The 20,839-nt window shown below is 61.7% G+C and carries 10 protein-coding genes, 1 tRNA gene and 1 pseudogene; 5 read left to right on the forward strand and 7 right to left on the reverse strand.

The features are described from left to right. Positions 1-33 precede the first annotated feature (33 nt). From ruvC to ACTG2W_RS19715, 5 genes and pseudogenes are all read right to left on the reverse strand, one after another. A complete protein-coding gene (gene ruvC / locus ACTG2W_RS19695; protein WP_005334512.1) occupies positions 34-555 on the reverse strand; it encodes a crossover junction endodeoxyribonuclease RuvC in 522 nt (173 codons plus the stop codon). Positions 556-670: 115 nt separating this feature from the next. Continuing rightward, positions 671-1,720 carry an efflux RND transporter periplasmic adaptor subunit gene (locus ACTG2W_RS19700; RefSeq protein WP_429117194.1) on the reverse strand — a complete coding sequence of 350 codons (1,050 nt, stop codon included), beginning with the start codon at positions 1,718-1,720 and terminating at the stop codon, positions 671-673. 15 nt (positions 1,721-1,735) lie between these two features. Further along, positions 1,736-4,796: pseudogene (locus ACTG2W_RS19705) on the reverse strand (efflux RND transporter permease subunit). Positions 4,797-4,963: 167 nt separating this feature from the next. Further along, entirely contained in the window at positions 4,964-7,303 is a 2,340-nt protein-coding gene (locus tag ACTG2W_RS19710; RefSeq protein ID WP_005353557.1) for an acyl-CoA dehydrogenase, read from the reverse strand. A gap of 48 nt (positions 7,304-7,351) precedes the next feature. Beyond that, positions 7,352-8,005: a TetR/AcrR family transcriptional regulator gene (locus ACTG2W_RS19715; protein WP_005334507.1), complete on the reverse strand. Its 654-nt coding sequence runs from the start codon at positions 8,003-8,005 to the stop codon at positions 7,352-7,354. Positions 8,006-8,476: 471 nt separating this feature from the next. On the opposite strand from ACTG2W_RS19715, the gene ACTG2W_RS19720 reads away from it, so the two are divergent. Both ACTG2W_RS19720 and ACTG2W_RS19725 read left to right on the forward strand, forming a co-directional pair. Then, positions 8,477-9,217, forward strand: a complete 741-nt coding sequence (locus ACTG2W_RS19720; protein WP_064339731.1) for a phosphatase — start codon at positions 8,477-8,479, stop codon at positions 9,215-9,217. 89 nt (positions 9,218-9,306) lie between these two features. After that, positions 9,307-9,382 (forward strand) — tRNA-Thr (locus tag ACTG2W_RS19725). A 39-nt stretch (positions 9,383-9,421) separates the two neighbouring features. Here ACTG2W_RS19725 and ACTG2W_RS19730 read toward each other — a convergent pair. Continuing rightward, positions 9,422-10,618 carry an ROK family transcriptional regulator gene (locus tag ACTG2W_RS19730; RefSeq protein ID WP_106842680.1) on the reverse strand — a complete coding sequence of 399 codons (1,197 nt, stop codon included), beginning with the start codon at positions 10,616-10,618 and terminating at the stop codon, positions 9,422-9,424. Positions 10,619-10,737: 119 nt separating this feature from the next. On the opposite strand from ACTG2W_RS19730, the gene ACTG2W_RS19735 reads away from it, so the two are divergent. The 3 genes from ACTG2W_RS19735 to ACTG2W_RS19745 all read left to right on the forward strand — a co-directional run bounded on the left by ACTG2W_RS19735 (position 10,738) and on the right by ACTG2W_RS19745 (position 16,403). Then, positions 10,738-14,016 (forward strand): DUF5107 domain-containing protein, encoded by a 3,279-nt coding sequence (locus tag ACTG2W_RS19735; protein WP_106842679.1) that lies wholly within the window; start codon positions 10,738-10,740, stop codon positions 14,014-14,016. 81 nt (positions 14,017-14,097) lie between these two features. Further along, a complete protein-coding gene (locus ACTG2W_RS19740) occupies positions 14,098-15,543 on the forward strand; it encodes a sugar porter family MFS transporter (RefSeq protein ID WP_106842678.1) in 1,446 nt (481 codons plus the stop codon). A gap of 2 nt (positions 15,544-15,545) precedes the next feature. Beyond that, positions 15,546-16,403 carry an aldose 1-epimerase gene (locus ACTG2W_RS19745; protein WP_106842677.1) on the forward strand — a complete coding sequence of 286 codons (858 nt, stop codon included), beginning with the start codon at positions 15,546-15,548 and terminating at the stop codon, positions 16,401-16,403. 95 nt (positions 16,404-16,498) lie between these two features. Here ACTG2W_RS19745 and fdhF read toward each other — a convergent pair whose 3' ends face one another. Then, positions 16,499-20,665, reverse strand: coding sequence for a formate dehydrogenase subunit alpha (gene fdhF / locus ACTG2W_RS19750; protein WP_106842676.1), 4,167 nt, complete (start codon positions 20,663-20,665; stop codon positions 16,499-16,501). Positions 20,666-20,839 lie beyond the last annotated feature (174 nt).

A 20,839-nucleotide genomic window follows, 5' to 3' on the forward strand; every position in this document is an offset into this window, starting at 1 on the left:
GATACCGAGATGAGTCGTGGACGACATAAGGGCTCAGCGATAGCGGCCACGTACCGAGCTGCTGGCGCGGCCGGCCATCTTGATCAAGCTCTGGCGGGTGTGCAGGTGGCAGAGCGCGACGCCGAGGGCATCCGCCGCATCCGCCTGCGGGGTGGCGGAGAGTTTCAGCAGATGGGTCACCATATGCTGCACCTGCTCCTTGGCGGCACCGCCAGTGCCGACTACCGCCTGCTTGATCTGGGTGGCGGAGTACTCGCTCACCGGCAGATAGGCGTTGACTGCGGCGACGATGGCGCTGCCACGGGCCTGCCCCAGCTTCAGGGCCGAGTCGGCGTTGCGGGCCATAAAGACCCGCTCGATGGCAAACTCGGTGGGTTTGAACTGGGTGATGATCTCGCATACCCCGTCATAGACCTGCTTGAGGCGCTCCGGCAGCTCGCCGCAATCGGTGCGGATGCAGCCAGAGCCCAAGTATTCGGCCTTGCCGCCCACGACCCGGATAACCCCGTATCCGGTGATCCGCGAACCCGGATCGATGCCCAAAATAATGCTCATGGGTGTTGATTGCTCTAAACGCGAGTGATGGCCGCCAAGATAGCAAACTGTGGCCCGTTTGGCTGTATGTCCCGGGTCAAGCGGGCAAAGATTGGCCAGCCTGCGTCGGGCGTGGCTACCCGTTGAACAATTCTATGGTGTCGCCATCCTGCAGGCTGCCCGCGCCACGCACCACCACCCGATCCCCCTGCTTGAGGGCGCCGCTCACCGCCACCTGCTGGCTGTCGCCAAACAGCACGGTGACCGGCACCCGATTCACCTTGAGCGCTTTGCCGCTTCGCGCCACCTGATAGACCACGCTGCCATCGGTGCCGAGCACCAGAGCGTCACGGGGCAGCAGCATGCTCTGCTGATCCCCCAGTGGCAGGGCAACCCGTACCGGCGAGCCGATGATGAAGGTGCCCGCTTCCGGTTTGAGGCGCAGCTCGATCAGCCGCGATTTGGGATCGGCGCTGGCGGCCCGCTGGTAGTAGATGCCGTGACCGCTCAGCTGCTCCCCCTCCACCCGCAGCCGGGTTTGTGGCGCCAGCTGCTGTGCCCAGAGAATGGGGGCCTGCAGGCGGATATCCGGCTGATCCGGGTTGACCAGCTCCAGCGCCTGCTCGCCCGCGTCCACATGCTCGCCGGGTTGGATGAAGTGGTTGTTCACCACCCCGTCGAACGGGGCATAGATGTGGCTGCGGCGCAGCTGTTCTTCAATCTGGTTCACCTGTATGGCGGCCAGTCGCTCGGCCAGCGCGGCCTGCTCCACATCATAACTGGCCTTGTCGTACTGGCTTTGGGAGGCGCTCTTTTGCTGGTGTAGCCGGGTGATCCGCTGGGATTCGGCGCGGGCGAAGCGCAGGTTGCTCTGCCATTTCGCCTGCTCGGCGCGAGCCTGCTCCAGCGAGAGGCGCAGCGCTGCGCTGTCGAGGCGCAGCAGCTCGTCCCCTTTTTTGACCCGGTTGCCAAATTCGGCGATCCACTCCACCCGGCCGCTCACTTCGGCGCTGAGCGCCGCCTGCTGGCGACTCGCCACCGTGCCGCTGACCCAGATATTGGCGGCCGCATCCCCTTGGGTCACATCCGCCAGGGTCACCATCTTGCCCTGATCGGCCAATACCGGTAGCGCACTGCCTGCAATCAGCACAGCGCCAGCCAACATTCGGGTAATCATATGTGTCATCGATGAGCTCCTTGCTCAGGCCCGCTGGCGCAGGGGTTGTGGGATCGCCACCTGCTCCCCGAGACGCAGGAAGGCAGGCAACAGGATCAGGGTAAACAGGGTGCTGCAGCTCATGCCGCCGACAATGACGGTGGCGAGCCCGCGGTAAATTTCGCTCCCCTCGCTCGGGCTCAGCATCAGCGGCAGCATGCCGAAGATGCTGGTGAGGCTGGTCATGGCGATGGGGCGCATCCGGCTTTGCAGGGCATCGGCCACCGCCAGCTGACGGCTCATGCCGTCCCGCTCGGCGGTGCGGGTCTGATGCACCAGCAGGATGGCGTTGTTGACCACCAGTCCCAGCAGGATGACAAAGCCGATGATGGTGAGCAGATCCATCGGCAGCGGCACCAGCAGCCCGCTCAGTTGCAGTGCCAGCACGCCACCAACCGAGGCAAGGGGCAGGGTGAGCAGCACCAGCAGGGCATCCTTGAGAGAGGCAAACACCCCCCACAGCAGCACCAGCAGGATCACCACGGCGAACAGGAAGATGGTCCCCAGATTGTCGAGCGCCTGTTGCAGGCTGTCGGCGTTGCCGGCAATGCGCAGCTCGCCACCGGCGGGCAGCAGGGGGCGGATGGCGGCAAAACTGCGGTTTTTCAGGGTGTCGATCACCTGCTCCATGGTCATGCCCGCCGGGGGGGCTATCTGCAGGATGATGCTGCGCCGCCCATCGGCCCGGAAGATACTGGCCGGGCCCATGTCGTGCTCCACCCGCAGCAGCTCGCCAAGGGGGACGATGCGCCCGGAGGGGGTGGCCAGCGGCACTGCCCTCAGTTCGTCCGGATTGGCGGAGCTCTGCCCCATCAGCATGATGTCGAGCCGATCCTCGCCGTCGAAATACTCGCCAACCCGCAAGCCGTCGCCAAAGGTCTGGATGATGGTGGGCAAGGGCGTGCGATCCCAACCCACTTCGGCGAGACGCCGATCTTGCGGTACTAGTTTGAGCTCGGGGGCGGTGAAGTCGAGACTCGGCTCGGGCCGGATCTGTGCTCCCGGCAAGTCCTTGCTGAGGATCCCCATGCTGGCACGGGCCGCCTGATAGAGCTCGGGCAGGTTGCCTCCCTGCAGCAGCAGGGAGACGCCGTTCTCGCTGTCAAAGCCGCCAAACAGCGCCCCCTGACCGCCAAACACCCGGGTGTCGGGAATACCCACCAGCAGCTGTTTCATCAACAGGCTCTCCAGCTCCTTGATGCGGTTTTCGTCTTTGGGGCGCACGCCAATCTGGGCGCCCCCCGGGTAGCGCAAGATGTAGTAGTTCTTGAGGGCTGGCTCTTTCTCCCCCTTCATGTAGGGGGCGAGGCGTGCGATCAGGGTATCGATCACCTCTTCGCGCTGGGCCTTGAGGTTGACCCCGGGGGTGAAGTTCATCCAGACATCCACCGCGTCCCGTTTCACGTCCGGCAGATAGTCCATCTTGGGCAGCAGCGCCCAGGTGGCCAGGGCCGGCAGGCTCATCATCAGGGTAATGACCGTCCAGCGCTGGCGTGAGGTCGAGGTCCAGCGGATCACATGACGGGTAGTGCGCTGCCACAGCGACTCATAGGGATCGGTCAGCGTTTCACGCCCCATCCAGCGCGCCGCCACCGCGGGCAGCACGATGACGGCGACCAGCATGGAGACCGTCACGGCGCAGGCGATGGTGAGCGCCAGATCGGCAAACAGCTGACCCTCCACATCGTTGAGCTGCAGCACCGGCAGGAAGATAGCAACCGTGGTGAGGGTGGAGGCGACCAGCGCCGTCCACACCTGACGGGTACCTTCGAGCGCTGCCTCCGCCTTGCTCAAATCTCCCCGCTCGTGGCGCCGGTAGACTCTCCAGCACCACGATGGCGGCGTCGAGCACCATGCCGACGGCAAAGGCGATGCCCGCCAGCGAGATGATGTTGAGGGTGCGATCCATCACCTTGAGCAGGCAGAAGGTGAGCATGATGCTGATGGGGATGGCGAGGGCAATCATCAGGGTCGCCTTGAGCTGGCGCAGGAAGAGCCAGAGGATGGCGCAAGAGAGCAGCACCCCGAGCCCCAGGTTGGCAGTGACCATGCTGACGGCGCGATTGATGTAGAGGGAGGCATCGAACGACTGCTCCATGTGCAGCCCGACCGGCTCCAGCACCTCGCGGTTGAGCTCGTTCACCCGGGCCTTGATCGCCTCAAGGGATGCCAGGGCATTGGCGCCGTTCTCCTTGAAGATCTGGGCGGCGATGGCGGTATTGCCGTTCTGGATCCGCAGCACCGGGTTCTCTTCCCGGGCCACCCTTACTTCTGCTACATCCCGCAGATAGATGGGCAGGCCATCGCGCCAGTCCACCACCTTGTCCCCCAGCGTCTCGACATCATAGCGACCGGCGAAGCGCAGCTTGTACTCCCAGCGCCCGATGTCGAGGGTACCGGCCGACACGTCCCAGCCGGTGGTGGCGCGGCTGGCCAGCACCGGGATCTCCACTCCCAGCTCGGCGGCGCGGTAGGGGTCGAAGCGGATCTGGATCTGGCGCTCGTTGATCCCCTCGACTGCGACTGTCGAGACCCCTTCGATGCGCTCCAGCTCGGGTTTGACCCGCGCCTCGATCAGCGCCTGATGATCATCGATCACCCCTTTGGCGCCGGGCAGTTGCTGGATGAAGAAGAAGGTGAGGGTATCGTTGCTGCTGTAGTTGTTGACGTAGGGGCCGCCGATCTTGTCCGGCAATCCCGAAACCCGGTTCAGCCGCGAAATCACATCGAGCTGAGCCCGTTGCATGTCGGTGCCGAGGGCAAACTCCATGTCGATTTCGGTAAAACCGGGATAGCTGTTGCTGACAAGGCTCTTGAGTCCTTGCACCCCCTGCATCTCCTGTTCGATGGGGTCGGTGATCTCCGACTCCATCTCCTGGGGCGAGGCGGAACGCCAGCTCACCGAGATGTTGAGGTGTGGACGGTCGATGTCGGGGAACAGCTGGATCGGCAGTCCCCGGATGCTGAGCAGGCCCAGCAGGAAAATCAGCACGATCGAGACCGCCACCCAGATGGGGCGTTCGATCGCCGTTTTGGCGAGGTTCATTCACTCTTCCTGAGTTGTTGTTATCGGCCATTCCGCTGGCCTTGCTTCCAAAGCCCCTGCAACAGGGACTCAAGCATTTAACTGGAATTCGCCCGGCTTGTAAATGCATGGTTAACAAACAAAAAAACCGGCCACGAGGGCCGGTTTGGTACTGGTTTGCCAAGGGATCAGGCGGCGTGCTCGACCTTGTTTGGCTGCTTGTTTGCTTGCTGGGAGAAGCCTTCCAGCTCGCCCGGGGCGAAGTTGTCTACCTGAATGGCTTCGTAGCGCAGGGCATCGGCGGCCAGCAGTTTGTCCGCTTCGTCCTTGCTCAGGATGGAACCGGCCAGCGCAGCGGCAACCAGCTCCGGCAGCGCCAGTTTGCGGGGCAGTTTGCCCTCTTTTTGGGCCTGCACCAGCTTCTTCTCGTAGGGCTGCACGGCGACCATGGCCTGGAAGGCACGCTCCATCAGACCGACCGGATCTGCCTCGTCCTTGCCCACATAGCAGAGGGCGGTCAGACGGTCGCGGAACTCGCCCGGCTTCATCATGGCCAGGCAGATGGCGTGGCAGCGATCGTCGGCCGGCATCTTGTAACCGACGCCGAATGGGAACACCACGCGCTTGAGTACGGCACCCACCACCTTGTTCGGGAAGTTCTGGAAGAAGCCCTCGAACGCCTTGCCAATCAGGTAGAGGTTGCGCTCCACCGCGTACTGCACGAACGGCAAATCGGAGACCATACGGCCCTGATCCTCGTAGTGCTTGAGGGTGGCGGAGGCCAGGTAGAGGTGGCTCAGCACGTCACCCAGACGGGCGGAGATCATCTCCTTGCGCTTGAGATCGCCACCCAGCATCAGCATGGAGACGTCGGCGCACAGGGCCAGCCCTTTACTCATGCGGGACAGCTGCTTGTAGTAGCGGGCGGTTTCACCGGCTACCGGCGCGCTGTTGAACTGACCCAGGGTCAGCCCCTGGAACAGGGAGCCGAAGAAGTTGCCAGCGCCGAAGGCGATGTGCTTCATCAGCAGGGCGTCAAACTTCTCGAGACCGCGCTCCACGTCGGTGTCGGCTGCAGCTTCCAGCTCGGCAAAGACGTACGGGTGGCAGCGGGTAGCCCCTTGCCCGAAGATCATCAGGTTGCGGGTCAGGATGTTGGCCCCTTCCACCGTGATGGCGACCGGAATACCCATGTAGGCGTAGCCGGTGTAGTTTTTCGGGCCCAGCTGGATGGCACGACCGGCGTGGATGTCCATGGAGTCATCCATGATCTGACGCGCCATTTCGGTCATGTGGTACTTGGAAATCGCGGTGACGATGGCCGGTGCCTGACCCAAATCCAGCGAACCGGCGGTCATGCGACGGGCCCCTTCCAGCTGATAGGTGAGGCCGCCGATGCGAGCCAGCGCCTCTTGCACCCCTTCAAACTTGCCGATGGACATGCCGAACTGTTTACGCACGTAGGAGTAAGCGCCCACGGTGCGGCTCGCCATGTGACCGCAAGCGGTGCCCAGAGCAGGCAGCGAGATGCCGCGACCGGCGGAGAGGCACTCAACCAGCATGCGCCAGCCACGGCCGGCGTAATCCGGGCCGCCGATGATCCAGTCGAGCGGAATGAACACATCCTTGCCGAAAGTCGGGCCGTTCAGGAACGCCAGACCCATGGGGTAGTGGCGATCGCCGACGCGCACGCCGGGGTGGCTGGTGGGGATAAGCGCGCAGGTGATGCCGAGCTCTTCCTTGTCACCCAGCAGTTTTTCCGGGTCATAGAGTTTGAACGCAAGTCCCAGCACGGTGGCGCGTGGCGCCAGGGTGATGTAGCGCTTGTTCCAGTTGAGGCGAATACCCAGCACCTCTTCACCCTTGTGCATCCCTTTGCAGACGATTCCCTTGTCAGGAATGGCACCTGCATCGGAGCCCGCCTCCGGCCCGGTCAGGGCGAAGCAGGGCACCTCTTTGCCGTTGGCCAGCCCCGGTAGCCAGAAATCTTTCTGGGCCTGGGTGCCATAGTGCATCAGCAGCTCGCCCGGGCCGAGGGAGTTCGGCACCATGACGGTGACCGCCACGCTCAGGCTCTTGGTGGCAATGCGGGTGACGATGGTGGAGTTGGCAATCGCAGAGAATTCGCGGCCGCCGTAGGATTTCGGGATGATCAGGGAGAAGAAGCCTTCCTTCTTCAGATAGTCCCACACCGGCTCTGGCAGGTCTTTGGTTTCGTTGACGATCTTGAAGTCATCAACCATGGCGAGCAGGGTTTCGACCTGATTGTCGATAAAGGCCTGCTCCTCTGCGGTCAGCTCGGCCTTGCCGTAGCCGTGCAGTTTTTTCCAGTCGGGGTTGCCGCGAAACAACTCGCCATCCCACCAGACGGAGCCGGCTTCCATGGCCTCCCGCTCGGTAGCTGACAAGGGCGGCAGTATCTTTTTGAAGATGCCGAACACCGGACGGGTTACCACCTTTTTACGGATGGAGGGTACGCCGAGCACAACGGCTATCGCCAGCACCAGCAGGACAAGCAATGTGATCATACCGAAGTTCCTTCTATTTCACTGTTTCCGTTGATTTATTGTTGGTTGTTACACGGCCAGGGAGAGCCTGGTCGACTCCACGGGCGCCCCGACTCCGGACGCCAGATAAGGAATAACGTTGCGCACCAGCCCTTCTACATCGAGCTGCTGGCCAAAGTCGGCCAGGGCGATGTCGCGCAGCGCATCGGCAGAGGCCATGGTGAATACGACGGTGCCCAGGGTGAAGTGCAGGCGCCAGAAGAGATCCGCTGGCGACAGGGCCGGATTGGCCTTGGAGATGGCCTGGGTGATCCGCTGCAAAATGGGGCCGTAGTGGGCGGTGATGAAGCGGCGCAGGTGGCCCTGGCTGTCGATATAGCCGCGCCCCAGCAGCTGCATGAAGATGGCCGGGCCATTGGCCCGCACCGCCGAGAGTTTCATCAGCGGCTCGACAAAGCTTTCAAACAGTTGCAGCAAGGTCAGCTGCTCCTGCTCCATCAGCACCCGCAGGCGGGCATCGAGATCGGGCATAAACAGGCTCAGATAGCGGTCGAGCACCGCCTGGATCAGCTCCTTCTTGGAGCCGAAGTGATAGTTCACCGATGCCAGATTGACGTCGGCCTCGCTGGTGATCAGACGCAAAGAGGTATCGGCGAATCCCCGCTCGGCAAACAGCACTTCAGCGGCGTCGAGAATACGGTTTTTGGTATCGATTTTACTCACTGGACACCTCACTTAAACGAATGTTTAAAAAGTACGTTTCATAACGTGAAGTGTCAAGAGAATGTGAATGGGTGTTAGCGGAATGTTTTTCGATGAAAAAAGCACAGTGGGCGGAACTTAGTCAAAAAGCAGGACTCTATATCTATGCCACTGCAATTAAACATTAAGTCTCGCCCAACCTGCACCATGCTAGTTGGGCCTTTTTTTGCGCGTCTGTTACCGGTTTGCGGTTTGCAGGCAAAAAAAAAACCGCCGCAGGGTGCGACGGTGGGGAAAGTGAGTTCGCGTCATCCTGACGGCAAACTGTCGATGCGAGTTCAGGCATGTATCGACGGGAGCCAGTATGCCAGTCAGCCCGGCTCAGACTATGTCAGCTTCGCGGTATTTTGTGACAAAGTGTGGCAAGCACTGGCGTGGCCCAATTCCCCCTACTTTGTTATGCTGCCCCTTCAAAATATGAGGGGAGAGAAGATGAAGTACCCGGTCGATACCCACACTCACACCATTGCCAGCACCCATGCCTACAGCACCATCCACGACTATCTGCCGATAGCCAGGGCCAAGGGGATCAAGCTGTTCGCCACCACGGATCATGGCCCCGAGATGGCCGATGCCCCTCATGTCTGGCACTTTGCCAACTTGCCGATATTGCCAAGAGTGGTGGATGGGGTAGGGATCCTGCGGGGTATCGAGGCCAACATCAAAAACCTGGAGGGGGAGATCGATTTTCCCGAGCGCTATGAGTCGCGCCTCGACATGATCATGGCTGGTTTTCATGAGCAGGTATTCCCTCCCTGCGATCAGGCTACCCACACCCAGGCGATGATCAACGCCATCAAGAGTGGCAGGGTCGATATGATCAGCCACCCGGGCAACCCTTCATTTCCCATCGACATTCAGGCGGTGGTCAAGGCGGCAGCTGACTATCGGGTAGCGCTGGAGATCAACAACTCCTCCTTCATTCATTCCCGTCCGGGGAGCGAAGGCAACTGCCGTGCCATAGTCGAAGCCGCGCGAGATCTGGGGGCCTATCTCACTTTCGGCTCCGATTCCCACGTGGCATTTACTCTTGGCGATTTTGACCATTGCCACCGTCTGGTGACCGAAGCGGGCTTCCCGCAAGAGCGGATCCTGGTGCGCTCCCCCCGCGCCCTGCTCGATTTTCTCGAGAGCCGCGGCCGGACCCATATCCCCGAGTTTTCCGATCTGTAAATCGGGCTCTAACACCATGAGCCAACTCATAAAATCGAGTTGGCTCAATTGACTTGCCGGTCATTTTTTATGAATGTGGAGAGCAACAAGCCGGTATAGCTCAGTTGGTAGAGCAGCGCATTCGTAATGCGAAGGTCAGGAGTTCGATTCCCCTTATCGGCACCAGATCGTGAGGGCAGGTTTCATTTGTGAAACCTGCCCTTTTTACATGGCTTTTGCCAAGGCTCGCTCCACATAGAGGTAGCCAATCCCCATCACCTGCTGGGCGCGGCTGAGCTGGCCGAAACGGATATGGGTGGCGTTGACCGCATCGCTGCAGTCGAACGGGTTGGCGCCGGTCTGACTGACGATCGTTTGCAGCCAGGTTTCACCAAAGTGGCAGCTGCGGCCATAGAGCCAGATGCGGTTGATGTTGAGGATATTGAGGAAGTTGTAGAGGCTCAGGCCAATGGCGCGGGCCCCTTCGTCCACCAGGGCGCGGATCATGGCATCCCCCTGATGGTAGAGCGTGAGCAGTTGGGCGGTATCCAGCTCTACACCAGTCTGCGCCGGGTTGTCGGCACTGGCTTGTTGTTTGAGAAAGACCCGGGCCCGTTTCTTGATGGCAAACAGCGAGGCGACTGTCTCCAGGCAGCCATAGCGGCCGCATGCACAGGCGCTGCCGTCCGGATTGATGATGGTGTGCCCTATCTGGCCGCTGCCAAACAGGGCGCCCCGGTAGATCTGGTCGTTGATGATAAAGGCCGAGCCGATACCGTAATCGACGTTGATGACGCAAAAATCCCCGTTCCCTTCCCGGTCCTGCCACTTCTGGGCCAGCGCCAGCATGATGCAGTCGTTATCCACCATCACCTCGCAACCTAGCCGCTCCTCCAGCAGGTACTTGAGCTCGACCGGCGCATGCCAGGGTGCTTGCGGCATGGTTTGCGATACCCCGGTCGCCGGGTTGACCTGACCGTGTACCGCCAAGGCCAGCCGGATCGCCAGTCCCTTGTGGCGGCGCTTGTGCTGGTAGTAGTGCGCTTCAATCAGGTGCAGCAGTTCATCGGGGGTTTGCGGGGCAATCTTCTGGTCGCTGAATTCATCCAGCGGGGTTATCAGGTTATCCACCAGGATGCTCTCCAGATGGGTGGGGCTGATATTGAGGCAAAGAATGGCCCCCTGGCCGCTGGCAATGCGGTAGCTGCCGCCATTGATGCCGCGCTGGGAGAGGTTCTGATCGCTGTGGCTGATGGCGCCATCGGCCACCAACTCGTCAAGGATCTTGCTGACCGCCGGAATGGAGAGCTCGCAGTGGCGCGCCAGGGTGGACTTGCTCGCGTCTTTTAACTGATAGAGCAGGGCAAGCAGCACCTGCTTGTTGTGGTGGCGGACCTTCTGGTTGTTCAACCCTATGCTCATCGCTTCACTAAACTCCGCTTACTGTATTGCGTGATCTTTCAGCAATTAATGCAGGTTTAACCATTCTAATCTGGTCTCACTGAAAACTTTACTAACAAATGTTGAGTGAGGCGAGATTAATGAGAGCTGATGTCAAGGTCTGGGTAGAGACCATCTCACTGCCGACCTACGAGGTAGGCGCCGAAGATCCCAACCCCATGTTTCTCGAGAAGCGGGTCTATCAGGGCTCCTCGGGGGCTGTCTATCCCTATGGGGTGATCGACACCCTCACCGGCCAGAAGCAGATGAAGTCCTATCAGGCGGTCTGGCTGGAGAACGACTTTATCAAGGTGATGCTGCTGCCGGAGCTGGGGGGGCGTATCCACCGTGCCTACGACAAGGTGATGAATCGCGACTTCGTCTATTACAACGAGGTGATCAAACCGGCGCTGGTGGGGCTGGTGGGGCCCTGGATTTCCGGCGGCATCGAGTTCAACTGGCCGCAGCACCACAGACCCACCACTTTCATGCCGGTGGACTTCACCATTACGGAGCGGGAGGGCGGCGCCAAGACCGTCTGGCTCGGCGAGGTGGAGCCGATGCGCGGTCTGCAGGTGATGGCGGGGTTTACCCTCTATCCCGACAAGGCGCTCATCGAGATCACTGGCAAGGTGTTCAACGGCAACGACACGCCGCGCCACTTCCTCTGGTGGTCCAACCCGGCGGTGAAAGGGGGCGATGCCCACCAGAGCGTCTTCCCGCCCGATGTGACCGCCGTCTATGACCACGGCAAGCGCGACGTCAGTGCCTTCCCCATCGCCCGCGGCACCTACTACAAGGTGGACTACTCCGCCGGGGTCGATATCTCCCGTTACCGCAATATTCCGGTACCCACCTCCTATATGGCGGACAAGTCTGACTACGACTTCGTCGGTGCCTACTGCCATGACGAGCAGGGCGGCCTGTTGCACGTGGCGGATCACCACGTTTCACCGGGCAAGAAGCAGTGGAGCTGGGGTAACTGCGATTTTGGTCTGGCCTGGGATCGCAACCTGACCGATGACAACGGCCCCTACATCGAGCTGATGACCGGGGTATATACCGACAACCAGCCTGACTTTACCTGGCTGGATGCGGGGGAGGAGAAGGTATTTGTGCAGAACTTCCTGCCCTACAACACCCTCGGTACCCTGCAAAACGCCAACACCCGCGCCGCCATCAAGCTGGAGCGCAGCGATGACGGCCTCGTCTGCGGGGTCTATGCGGTGGCGCCAATTCGCGGGGCCAGTTTCGAGGTAAGCGACGAGGGCGGAGTACTGTTTACGCAGCCTCTGGATCTGCAGCCGGGTCAGGCCTGGCTTGATTCGCAGGCCATCACCAGCGAGGGACGCTTGCAGGTACGCCTGCTGGATGAGCAGGGCCAGCCGATCCTGAGCTATCTCGAGCATCAGCCCGCAGGCGAAGCCCTGCCGGATCCGGCCACGGCGCCGGAGCCCGCCGTCAATCTCGACTCGGTCGACGAGCTCTACTTCATCGGCCAGCATCTTGAGCAGTATCTGCATGCCAGCCGTTCACCCTTTGATTACTACCAGCGGGCACTGGAGCTCGATGGCGGCGACTATCGCTGCAACCTGGCGCTGGCAACGCTGGAGTACAACCGCGCCAACTATGAGCAGGCGCTGACCTACGTCAATCAGGCGCTAGTCCGTGCCCATCGCCTCAACAAGAACCCCCAGTGTGGCAAGGCGAGCTTGCTGCGTGGCCACATCGAGGAACGTTTGGGGCAGTTCGATGCCGCCTTCGATGACTTCTACAAGGCGACCTGGAGCGGTAACTGCCGCGACAGCGGCTTCTTCGGGCTGGCCCGCATCGCCATGGTGCGCCGGGATCCCGCGCAGGCACTGCAATTTGTCGAGAAGAGTCTTGCGGTCAACGGTACCCACTACGGCGCTATCGCCCTCAAAGGGTTGGCGCTGCTGGAGTCTGGTGAGCAGGAGGCGGCCATCGCCTATATCGACGAGCAGCGCGTTCGTTATCCACTTCACTATCAACTGGCCTTCCTGCGCTGGCTGGCAAGCGAGCAGCCGACCGATCTCGAGGCGCTGCGCACCCTGTGCAACGGGCGCGGGGTGAATCTCTGCTTCCTGGCAAGCGATCTGTTGGCGCTGGGACGCCCCGAGCTGGCGCAGCAACTGCTCTCAACACTGCCGGTAGAGGAGACCCTGCCGCTGCTGTTCCAGGCTGCATTGTTGCCGGAAGGTGAGGCGCAGGATGCCCTGCTGGCGCGAGCCGAGCAGGCCTTTAGCCGCAAGGTGCGCTTCCCCAATACCCTTGGCGAGGTGGCCATGCTGGCGCAACTTCCACACAGCTGGTTTGCCAGCTACCTGCTGGGCTGCTTCCACTACAGCAAGCGCAGCTACTCGCAAGCCATTGCCCTGTGGCAGCAGGTGTGCGAGCAGGCGCCCGGGTTTGCCCCGGCATGGCGCAACCTTGGCATCTATCACTTCAACAAGAGCGACGATCCGGTGGCGGCCGAGCAGTGTCTGAGCCGGGCCTTTTCCCTCAAGCCGGATGATGCCCGTTTGCTGTTTGAACTGGATCAGCTGCACAAGCGCTGCGCCATGGCGCCAAGCGAGCGGTTGGCGCTGCTGGAGGCGCATCGTGAGGTGGTCCTCAAGCGCGACGACCTGACCGCTGAACTGCTCAGTCTCTATCACATCACCGGCGAGCTGGAGGCGGCGGCAGAGATCTTGCGGCTGCGCGAATTCCACCCCTGGGAGGGGGGTGAGGGTAAGGTGACCGGTCAGTACCTCATCAATCAGCAACGCCGGGCGTTGGCGTTGATGATTCAGGGACGCCACGAGCAGGCTATTCCGTTGCTGCAACAGGCGTTGCACTACCCCCTCAATCTGGGGGAGGGACGTCTGGTTGGGCAGACCGACAACGATATCCATTACCTGTTGGCGCTCTGCCATCTGGCCTGTGATAACCAGAGTCTGGCGGCCCAGTGCCTGCAACTGGCCTGTCTGGGTCAGGGGTCGCTGGGGGCCAGCCGCTACTACAACGATCAGCCGGTGGATTATCTCTTCTATCAGGGTATGGCGCTGGCACGTCTTGGTCGGGTTGCGGAGGCGCAGCGTCTCTTTGAAGGAATGGTCGGCTGGGCCGAGCAGGCGATGGGCGAGTCTGTCGAGGCGGACTTCTTCGCCGTCTCACTGCCGGATCTCATCGTGCTGGATGACGACCCGCAGCACAAACATCGCCAGCACTGTCTGCTGGTCAGAGCGCTCGGTCTGTTGGGGCTGGGTCAGCGGGATGGTTGTGAACAGACCTTGCGAGAGCTGCTCATCCTTAACCCGGCTCACGACAAGGGGCACCTCTTTGCCCTGATCTGCCGCGAGCTGTCACTCCACTCATAACTCTCATAACAAAAACCGGCGCCCCGCCACGGTGAGGGGCGCCACTGCACCCTACAATCGACAAGATAGAAAGGATGAGTCATGGAACGCACGAAAAATCAATTGGATACGAATGGGCTCAATATGAGCTACATCTGGATGATCTGTTTGGTGGCCGCCTGCGGTGGCCTGCTGTTTGGTTATGACTGGGTCGTGATTGGCGGGGCCAAGCCCTTCTATGAGGCCTATTTTGCCATCACGGATCCGGCCCAGTCCGGCTGGGCCATGAGCTCGGCGCTGGTGGGCTGCGTGCTGGGGGCCGCCATCTCCGGCTGGTCAGCCGACCGCTTCGGTCGCAAGAAGCCGCTGATCCTGGCAGCCATCCTCTTCACCATCTCGGCGTGGGGCACGGCTGCGGCCAGCAACTTCGATCTGTTTGTGGTTTATCGCATCATCGGTGGGATTGGCATCGGTCTGGCCTCTGCGCTCTCGCCCATGTACATCGCCGAGATCAGCCCGGCCAACAAGCGCGGCAAGTTCGTGGCCATCAACCAGCTCACCATCGTCATCGGTGTGCTGGCGGCTCAGCTGGTGAACCTGATGATCGCTGATCCGGTGGCGAGCAATGCGACTCAGGCCGATATTCTGGCGACCTGGAATGGTCAGTCCGGCTGGCGCTGGATGTTCGGTGCCGAGCTGGTACCTGCGCTGGCGTTTCTGGTGTTGATGTTCTTCGTGCCGGAGTCGCCGCGCTGGCTGGCCAAAGATGGTCAGTATGAGAAAGCTTCCCGCATGCTCGGCAAGATTGGCGGGGATGCCTATGCCAAGCAGACCCTGGCCGATATCCGCCAGACTCTGGTGGGCGAGGCCCACAAGGTCTCGCTGGCGGAGCTGGGCAAACCCTCGGTGCGGCCGATCCTCATCATCGGGATTGTGCTGGCGGTGTTCCAGCAGTGGTGCGGCATCAACGTGATCTTCAACTATGCGCAGGAGATCTTTGCCTCCGCCGGGTTTGACATCAACAGCACCCTCAAGTCCATCGTCGCCACCGGTCTTATCAACTTGCTGTTTACCCTGATCGCGCTGCCCATGGTGGACAAGATTGGCCGTCGCAAGCTGATGCTGATTGGCTCGGCGGGACTGACCATCATCTACGGCATGATGGCGGCGGCCTATGCCACAGGCGTACTGGGGATGCCGGTGCTGCTGCTGGTATTGGCGGCGATCGCCATCTATGCCCTGACTCTGGCGCCGGTCACCTGGGTGTTGCTCTCGGAGATCTTCCCGAACCGGGTGCGCGGATTGGCGATGTCGGCCGGTACGCTGGCGCTCTGGATCGCCTGTTTCATGCTGACCTACACCTTCCCGCTGCTCAATGCCGGGTTGGGGGCTGCAGGCAGCTTCCTGCTCTATGGCCTTATCTGTTTTGCCGGTCTCATCTTTATCTATCGCAAGGTGCCCGAGACCAAGGGCGTCACGCTGGAGGCACTGGAAGCCCAACTGGCCCAGGGCAAGGTGGAGCTGACGCCGACCAAGGCGAGCGCCTAGGCATGACGGTCTACACATTGAGCAACCCGCATCTTAGGATGCGGGTTTCAACCCAAGGGGCCTGTCTGCTGGGGCTGGAGGATGAGCAGGGGCGCCCGCTGTTGCGCGGCACTGACCTGGCGCAGCCCTGGCATCCCGGCCAGAGCGCGCTGTTTCCCATGTTGCCGCTGGCCAACCGGGTCGCAGGCAACCGTTTTGAGTTGTGGGGAGAGGCGTGTGCATTGCCCGCGAGCGAGCTCGATCCCGATTTCTTTTTGCATGGGGATGGCTGGCTACAGCGATGGCAACCGGTGGCGTTGACCGACAGCTCGGTGACTTTGCAGCTCAACAGCCAGAATGGTCCCTTTCACTATCTGGCGGAGATCGACTATCGGCTGCAGGGGGCGAGCCTGGTGGCGCGGATCAGCCTGACCCATCTTGGGGAGAGCCCCTGTCTCTACGGCGCGGGTTTTCACCCCTTCTTCTGGCGCGACGAGCAGACCCGCATCCGTTTTCTGGCGAGCGGCGTCTGGCAAGAGGGAGCAGATCATCTGCCGATCGACTGGTCGAGCAGGCTGACGCCCCACCTCGATTTTCGCCAGTGGCAGCGCCCGCAAGGGTGGCTCAACCACTGTTATGGCAGTTGGCGTGGTCAGGCCGAGCTTGACCATCCTGCCCGCCAGCAGCGGCTGCAGGTTTCAAGCGAGTGTGCCTTCCTGATGCTCTACCAGCCCGATGAGGGGAGTGGCTTCGTCTGTCTGGAGCCCCAGAGTCACGCCGCCAATGCCCACCACCTGGCCGGTCACCCCGGTTTGCGGCTACTCGCCAGAGGTGACCGCATGAGTATCGGGATGACCCTGACAGTGGCGTCCGGGGGCTGATCATGATCTGGCTTGTGGTATTGGTGAACGCAAAGAGCCACCCGTCGGGTGGCTCTTTTTATTGCGGATTATCCTGCGTGTTACCTGATCTCCGGTCAGGCTATCTCCATCTCTGGCTGTGGTGTCGAGGTGTGTTGGCTGGTCAGCTTGTCGATGCGCACCGCAGCTACCTTGAACTCGGGGATTTTGGCGTGGGGGTCGGTGGCATTGATGGTGAGCCGGTTGGCCGGGGCTTCGGCAAAGTGGAACGGGATAAAGACCACGCCAGGCTGCATCCGCTTGGTGACGAAGGCGGGCAGTTCTATATGGCCGCGGCGGCTGGTGACCTTCACCTGCTCGCTGTTGCTGATCCCCAACCGCTGCGCATCCACCACGCTCATCATCACCCGCGGGCCAGCCAGCTTGTCGAGCCCCTTGGTCTTGCGGGTCATGGTGCCGGTGTGGAACTGCTCCAGCAGGCGGCCGGTAGTGAGCACGATGGGATAGGTCTCGTCGGGCAGTTCGGCTGCATAGCGGAACGGGGTGGCGACCATCTCCCCCTTGCCGCGGGTGAACTGCTTGCCGTGGAGCAGGCGAGTGCCTTCGGGCGCCGCATCGTTGCAAGGCCACTGTAGCCCTTGCGCTCCCACCTTGTCCCACTGGATGCCGGCGTATTGCGGGGTGACCCGGCAGATCTCGGCGGTGATCTCCTGGGCGTTCTGATAGCGCCAGTCGCCGCCCATTGCATTGGCAATCTGCTGGATGATCCACCAATCCTCCCGCGCTTCCCCCGGCGCCTTGAGGGCGGGGGAGATGCGCTGCACTCGCCGTTCGGTGTTGGTGAAGTGGCCGCTCTTCTCGGCAAAGGAGCAGGAGGGGAGCACCACATCGGCGAGTTGGGCGGTTTCGGAGAGGAAGATATCCTGCACCACCAGAAACTCCAGCTGCTTGAGCCCCTCGATGACGTGATGCTGATCCGGATCGCTCAGCACCGGGTTTTCTCCCATCACATAGAGCCCTTTGATGCTGCCCGCGCAGGCGGCATCGATGGTCTCGGTGAGGGTAAGCCCGGGCGTGCGCGGCAAGTCTGGCTGCTGCCAGGCTGCCACGAAGCGGGCATGCACCTCGGGGTTGGCCACCTTCTGATAGCCGGGCAGGCAGTTGGGCAGCGCCCCCATGTCACAGGCGCCCTGCACGTTGGATTGGCCCCGCAGCGGGTTGATGCCACCCCCCTCAATGCCGATGTTGCCGCACAGCAGTTGCAGGTTGGCGATGGCGCGCACGTTGTCGTGGCCGGTGGTGTGCTGGGTGATCCCCATCGAGTAGTAGACGGCGGTGCGTTCGGCGGTGCCGATAAGGCGCGCGAGCTCGATCACCTGCTCGGCCGGTACGCCGGTGACGAGGGCGACCTTGTCCGGGGCATAGGCCGGGGAGAGCACCTCCGCTTGCAGCGCTTCGAACCCTTCCACCCGATCGGCAATATAGGCCTTGTCGTGCCAGTTGTTCTGGATGATCTGCTGCATCAGGCCGTTGAGCAGCATCACGTCGGTGCCGGGGCGGTGGGCCAGATAGAGGCTGGCATGGTCCGCCATCTCGATCCGCTTGGGATCGGCCACTACCAGCCGCGCCTTGCCCATGGTGACGGCCCGCTTGATATGGGATCCGATGATGGGGTGGGCTGCCGATGTGTCGGAGCCGATGATGAAGATGAGATCCGAGTGATCGATGCTCGGGATGTCGTTGGTCATGGCGCCACTGCCGAGTGACGCCTCCAGCCCGGTAACGGTGGAGGCGTGGCAGAGCCGCGCGCAGTGATCCACGTTGTTGGTGCCCAGCTCCCGGCGTATGAACTTCTGGAACAGGTAGTTCTCTTCGTTGGTGGTTTTGGCTGACGAGAAACCCGCCAGCGCATCGCTGCCATAGCGCTGGCGAAGGGCGGTGAAACGCTCGGCCACCAGGGCGATGGCCTCCTGCCAGCTGGCAGGCACCAGCTCGCCATCCTTGCGGATGAGCGGTGTGGTGAGGCGCTCCTCGCTCTGGATAAAGTCAAAGCCGAAGCGTCCCTTGACGCAGAGCAGCCCCTGATTGACCGGCGAGTTGCGATTCCCTTCCACATAGCGGATGCGGTTGTGCGCCTCATCGACGTAGAGGGTGACGCCGCAGCCGACCCCGCAGTAGGTGCAGATGGTATTGACCGGCGTGAGCAGTTCGGTGCGCCCCTGCGACTTGTCGCGGGCATCTACCAGGGCTCCGGTGGGGCAGACCTGTACGCAGGCGCCGCACTGCACGCAGTGGGAGTCGCCCATCGAGAGTCCCGTGTCGAACTGCGGCCGGTTCGAGAGGGTGCCATCGCTGTTCTTGGCAAAGCGCAGCACCCCCTGCACCGCTTGCTCACCACAGGTCTGCACGCACTGGCCGCAGCCGATGCAGCGGTTTGCATCAAAGACGATAAATTCGCTGCTGTTATCCACTGCAAACTTCTGGCATTGACTGGTATCGAGAGCGCTCTGGTCGACCTTGTATTCGGTGGCGTAGTCGCGTAGCGCGCAATCGGTATTGGCCTGACAGCCGCATTCGAGGCAGCGGCTGGCTTCGCTGCGGGCATCGGCATCACTCAAACCACGCTCCACCTCGGCCAAGCTGCCCTCGCGATCCTGCTCTGCCAGATGGGGCATGATGCTGCGGGCGACTTTTTTCAAGTGAGCAAACTGGGCGGGATCAACCTGTTTGAGTGTGGGAGCCTTGCAGGCGTTGAAGGGGCGAACCGGATCGATCATGTCACCATGGAGGAACTGATCGATGGCCAGCGCCGCCTTGCGACCATCGGCGACCGCCTCGATGGCGGTGGCTGGCCCGCGGCGCAGATCGCCGATGGCGAACAGGTTGCCGTGGCCGCTGTGCATGGTTTCGGGATGGGACTCCAGCGTCTGCCAGCGGGTGAAGGGGAGGGTGAGGGGCTCCCCTTCCATAAAGCTGAGATCCGGCTGCTGCGACACGGCCGCAATCACGGTATCAAACTCTTCAAAGAAGAACTCACCAGTGGGCTCCGGGCGTCGGCGACCGGAGGCGTCCGGCTCGCCGAGGGCCATCTTCTCGAGGCGCACCTGACAGACGCGACCAGCCTCATCGGCCAGATTCTCTACCGGATTGGTGAGCATCAAAAAGCGCACACCTTCCTGCTCCGCCTCGTCGATTTCGTAGGCTTCGGCGGGCATCTCGGCGCGGGTGCGGCGATAGATAAGGGTGGTTTCAGCGCCCAGCCTGACCGCCGTGCGGGCGCAGTCGATCGCGGTATTACCACCCCCGATCACCGCAACCTTCTTGCCGGTGGTGAGCCGCTTGGCCAGCATCTGATCCTTGAGGTAATCGACCCCGAGATAACAACCGGCCAGGGTGCTGCCCGGGTAATCCATCGGCACCGCCTTGGATGCGCCGATGGCCAGACAGACCGCATCGTAGTCGCGGCACAGTGCCGAGAGGGTGATCTGGTTGCCCAGTCGCTGCTGGGTGTGGATCTGCATGCCACTCTGGCACATCAGGTCGATCTCCTGATCGAGGATCGCCTTGGGCAGCCGGTACTCGGGGATGCCGTAGCGCAGCCAGCCACCCGCTTTGGGCATCGCCTCGAACAGGTCGACCTCGAACCCCTCGTAACCCAGATAGTAACCGCAGGTGAGGCCGCCCGGGCCGCTGCCGATAATGGCAACCCGCTTGCCCTTGGCGGGCTTCTTTGCCGGTTGATAGGGGGCAATCTCGGCCAGATCGAGATCGGCGGCATGGCGCTTGAGCTGACGAATGGCCAGCGGCTCATCCACCAGCGCGCGGCGGCACTCCGCTTCACAAAAAGCGGGGCAGACCCGGCCAATGGAGAGGGGCATCGGCAGGGTCTGCTTGATGACGGCCATGGCCGCCTGGTGCTCCCCCATGGCGATGTGATGCAGATAGGATTGAATGTCCACTCCGGCCGGACAGGCGCGCTGGCAGGGGGCTTCGCAATCGGCGTAGTGGTCCGAGAGGATGCGGCCGAGCGCCTGCTGGCGGTGTGCGTGCAGGGCATCGCTTTGGGTCGTGATCACCATCCCTGCCTCGGGGTGCGTCTCGCAGGCGCGCCGGATGCCGAGACCGGCAATCTCGACCACGCAGAGATCGCACGGCGTCTTGGGGGCGCTGGTGTTGTCACCGCACAGGGAGGGGATATCAGTCTGGTGCTGTTTGGCTATCTGGAGCAGGGTCTGGGTCTGGTTAACCGTCAACTGAGCCCCATCGAGGGTGATGGTGATCATGGCGTCATAAACTCGCTTTCAAGGCGCAGAAAATGCTGCATCTGGCGGAGCCAGCAGGGGAAGCGACAGGGAGGCCGCTTGCTATACGCTCACCATAACAAAGATTATTTACAACTTTATTTGATTTTAGACAGCTTATTATTCAAAAGGGAAAACGATTTCAGGTTGTCTTGT

The organism is Aeromonas sp. 96A, assembly GCF_051919165.1.
GTDB classification, from domain to species: domain Bacteria; phylum Pseudomonadota; class Gammaproteobacteria; order Enterobacterales; family Aeromonadaceae; genus Aeromonas; species Aeromonas veronii.

Coding starts and splice junctions, on each gene's coding strand:
- ACTG2W_RS19720 (WP_064339731.1), top strand. CDS start 8,477: ATGAAGTACCCGGTCGATACCCACACTCACACCATTGCCAGCACCCAT.
- ACTG2W_RS19745 (WP_106842677.1), top strand. CDS start 15,546: ATGACGGTCTACACATTGAGCAACCCGCATCTTAGGATGCGGGTTTCA.
- ACTG2W_RS19735 (WP_106842679.1), top strand. CDS start 10,738: ATGAGAGCTGATGTCAAGGTCTGGGTAGAGACCATCTCACTGCCGACC.
- ruvC (WP_005334512.1), bottom strand. CDS start 555: ATGAGCATTATTTTGGGCATCGATCCGGGTTCGCGGATCACCGGATAC.
- ACTG2W_RS19710 (WP_005353557.1), bottom strand. CDS start 7,303: ATGATCACATTGCTTGTCCTGCTGGTGCTGGCGATAGCCGTTGTGCTC.
- ACTG2W_RS19730 (WP_106842680.1), bottom strand. CDS start 10,618: ATGAGCATAGGGTTGAACAACCAGAAGGTCCGCCACCACAACAAGCAG.
- fdhF (WP_106842676.1), bottom strand. CDS start 20,665: ATGATCACCATCACCCTCGATGGGGCTCAGTTGACGGTTAACCAGACC.
- ACTG2W_RS19700 (WP_429117194.1), bottom strand. CDS start 1,720: ATGACACATATGATTACCCGAATGTTGGCTGGCGCTGTGCTGATTGCA.
- ACTG2W_RS19740 (WP_106842678.1), top strand. CDS start 14,098: ATGGAACGCACGAAAAATCAATTGGATACGAATGGGCTCAATATGAGC.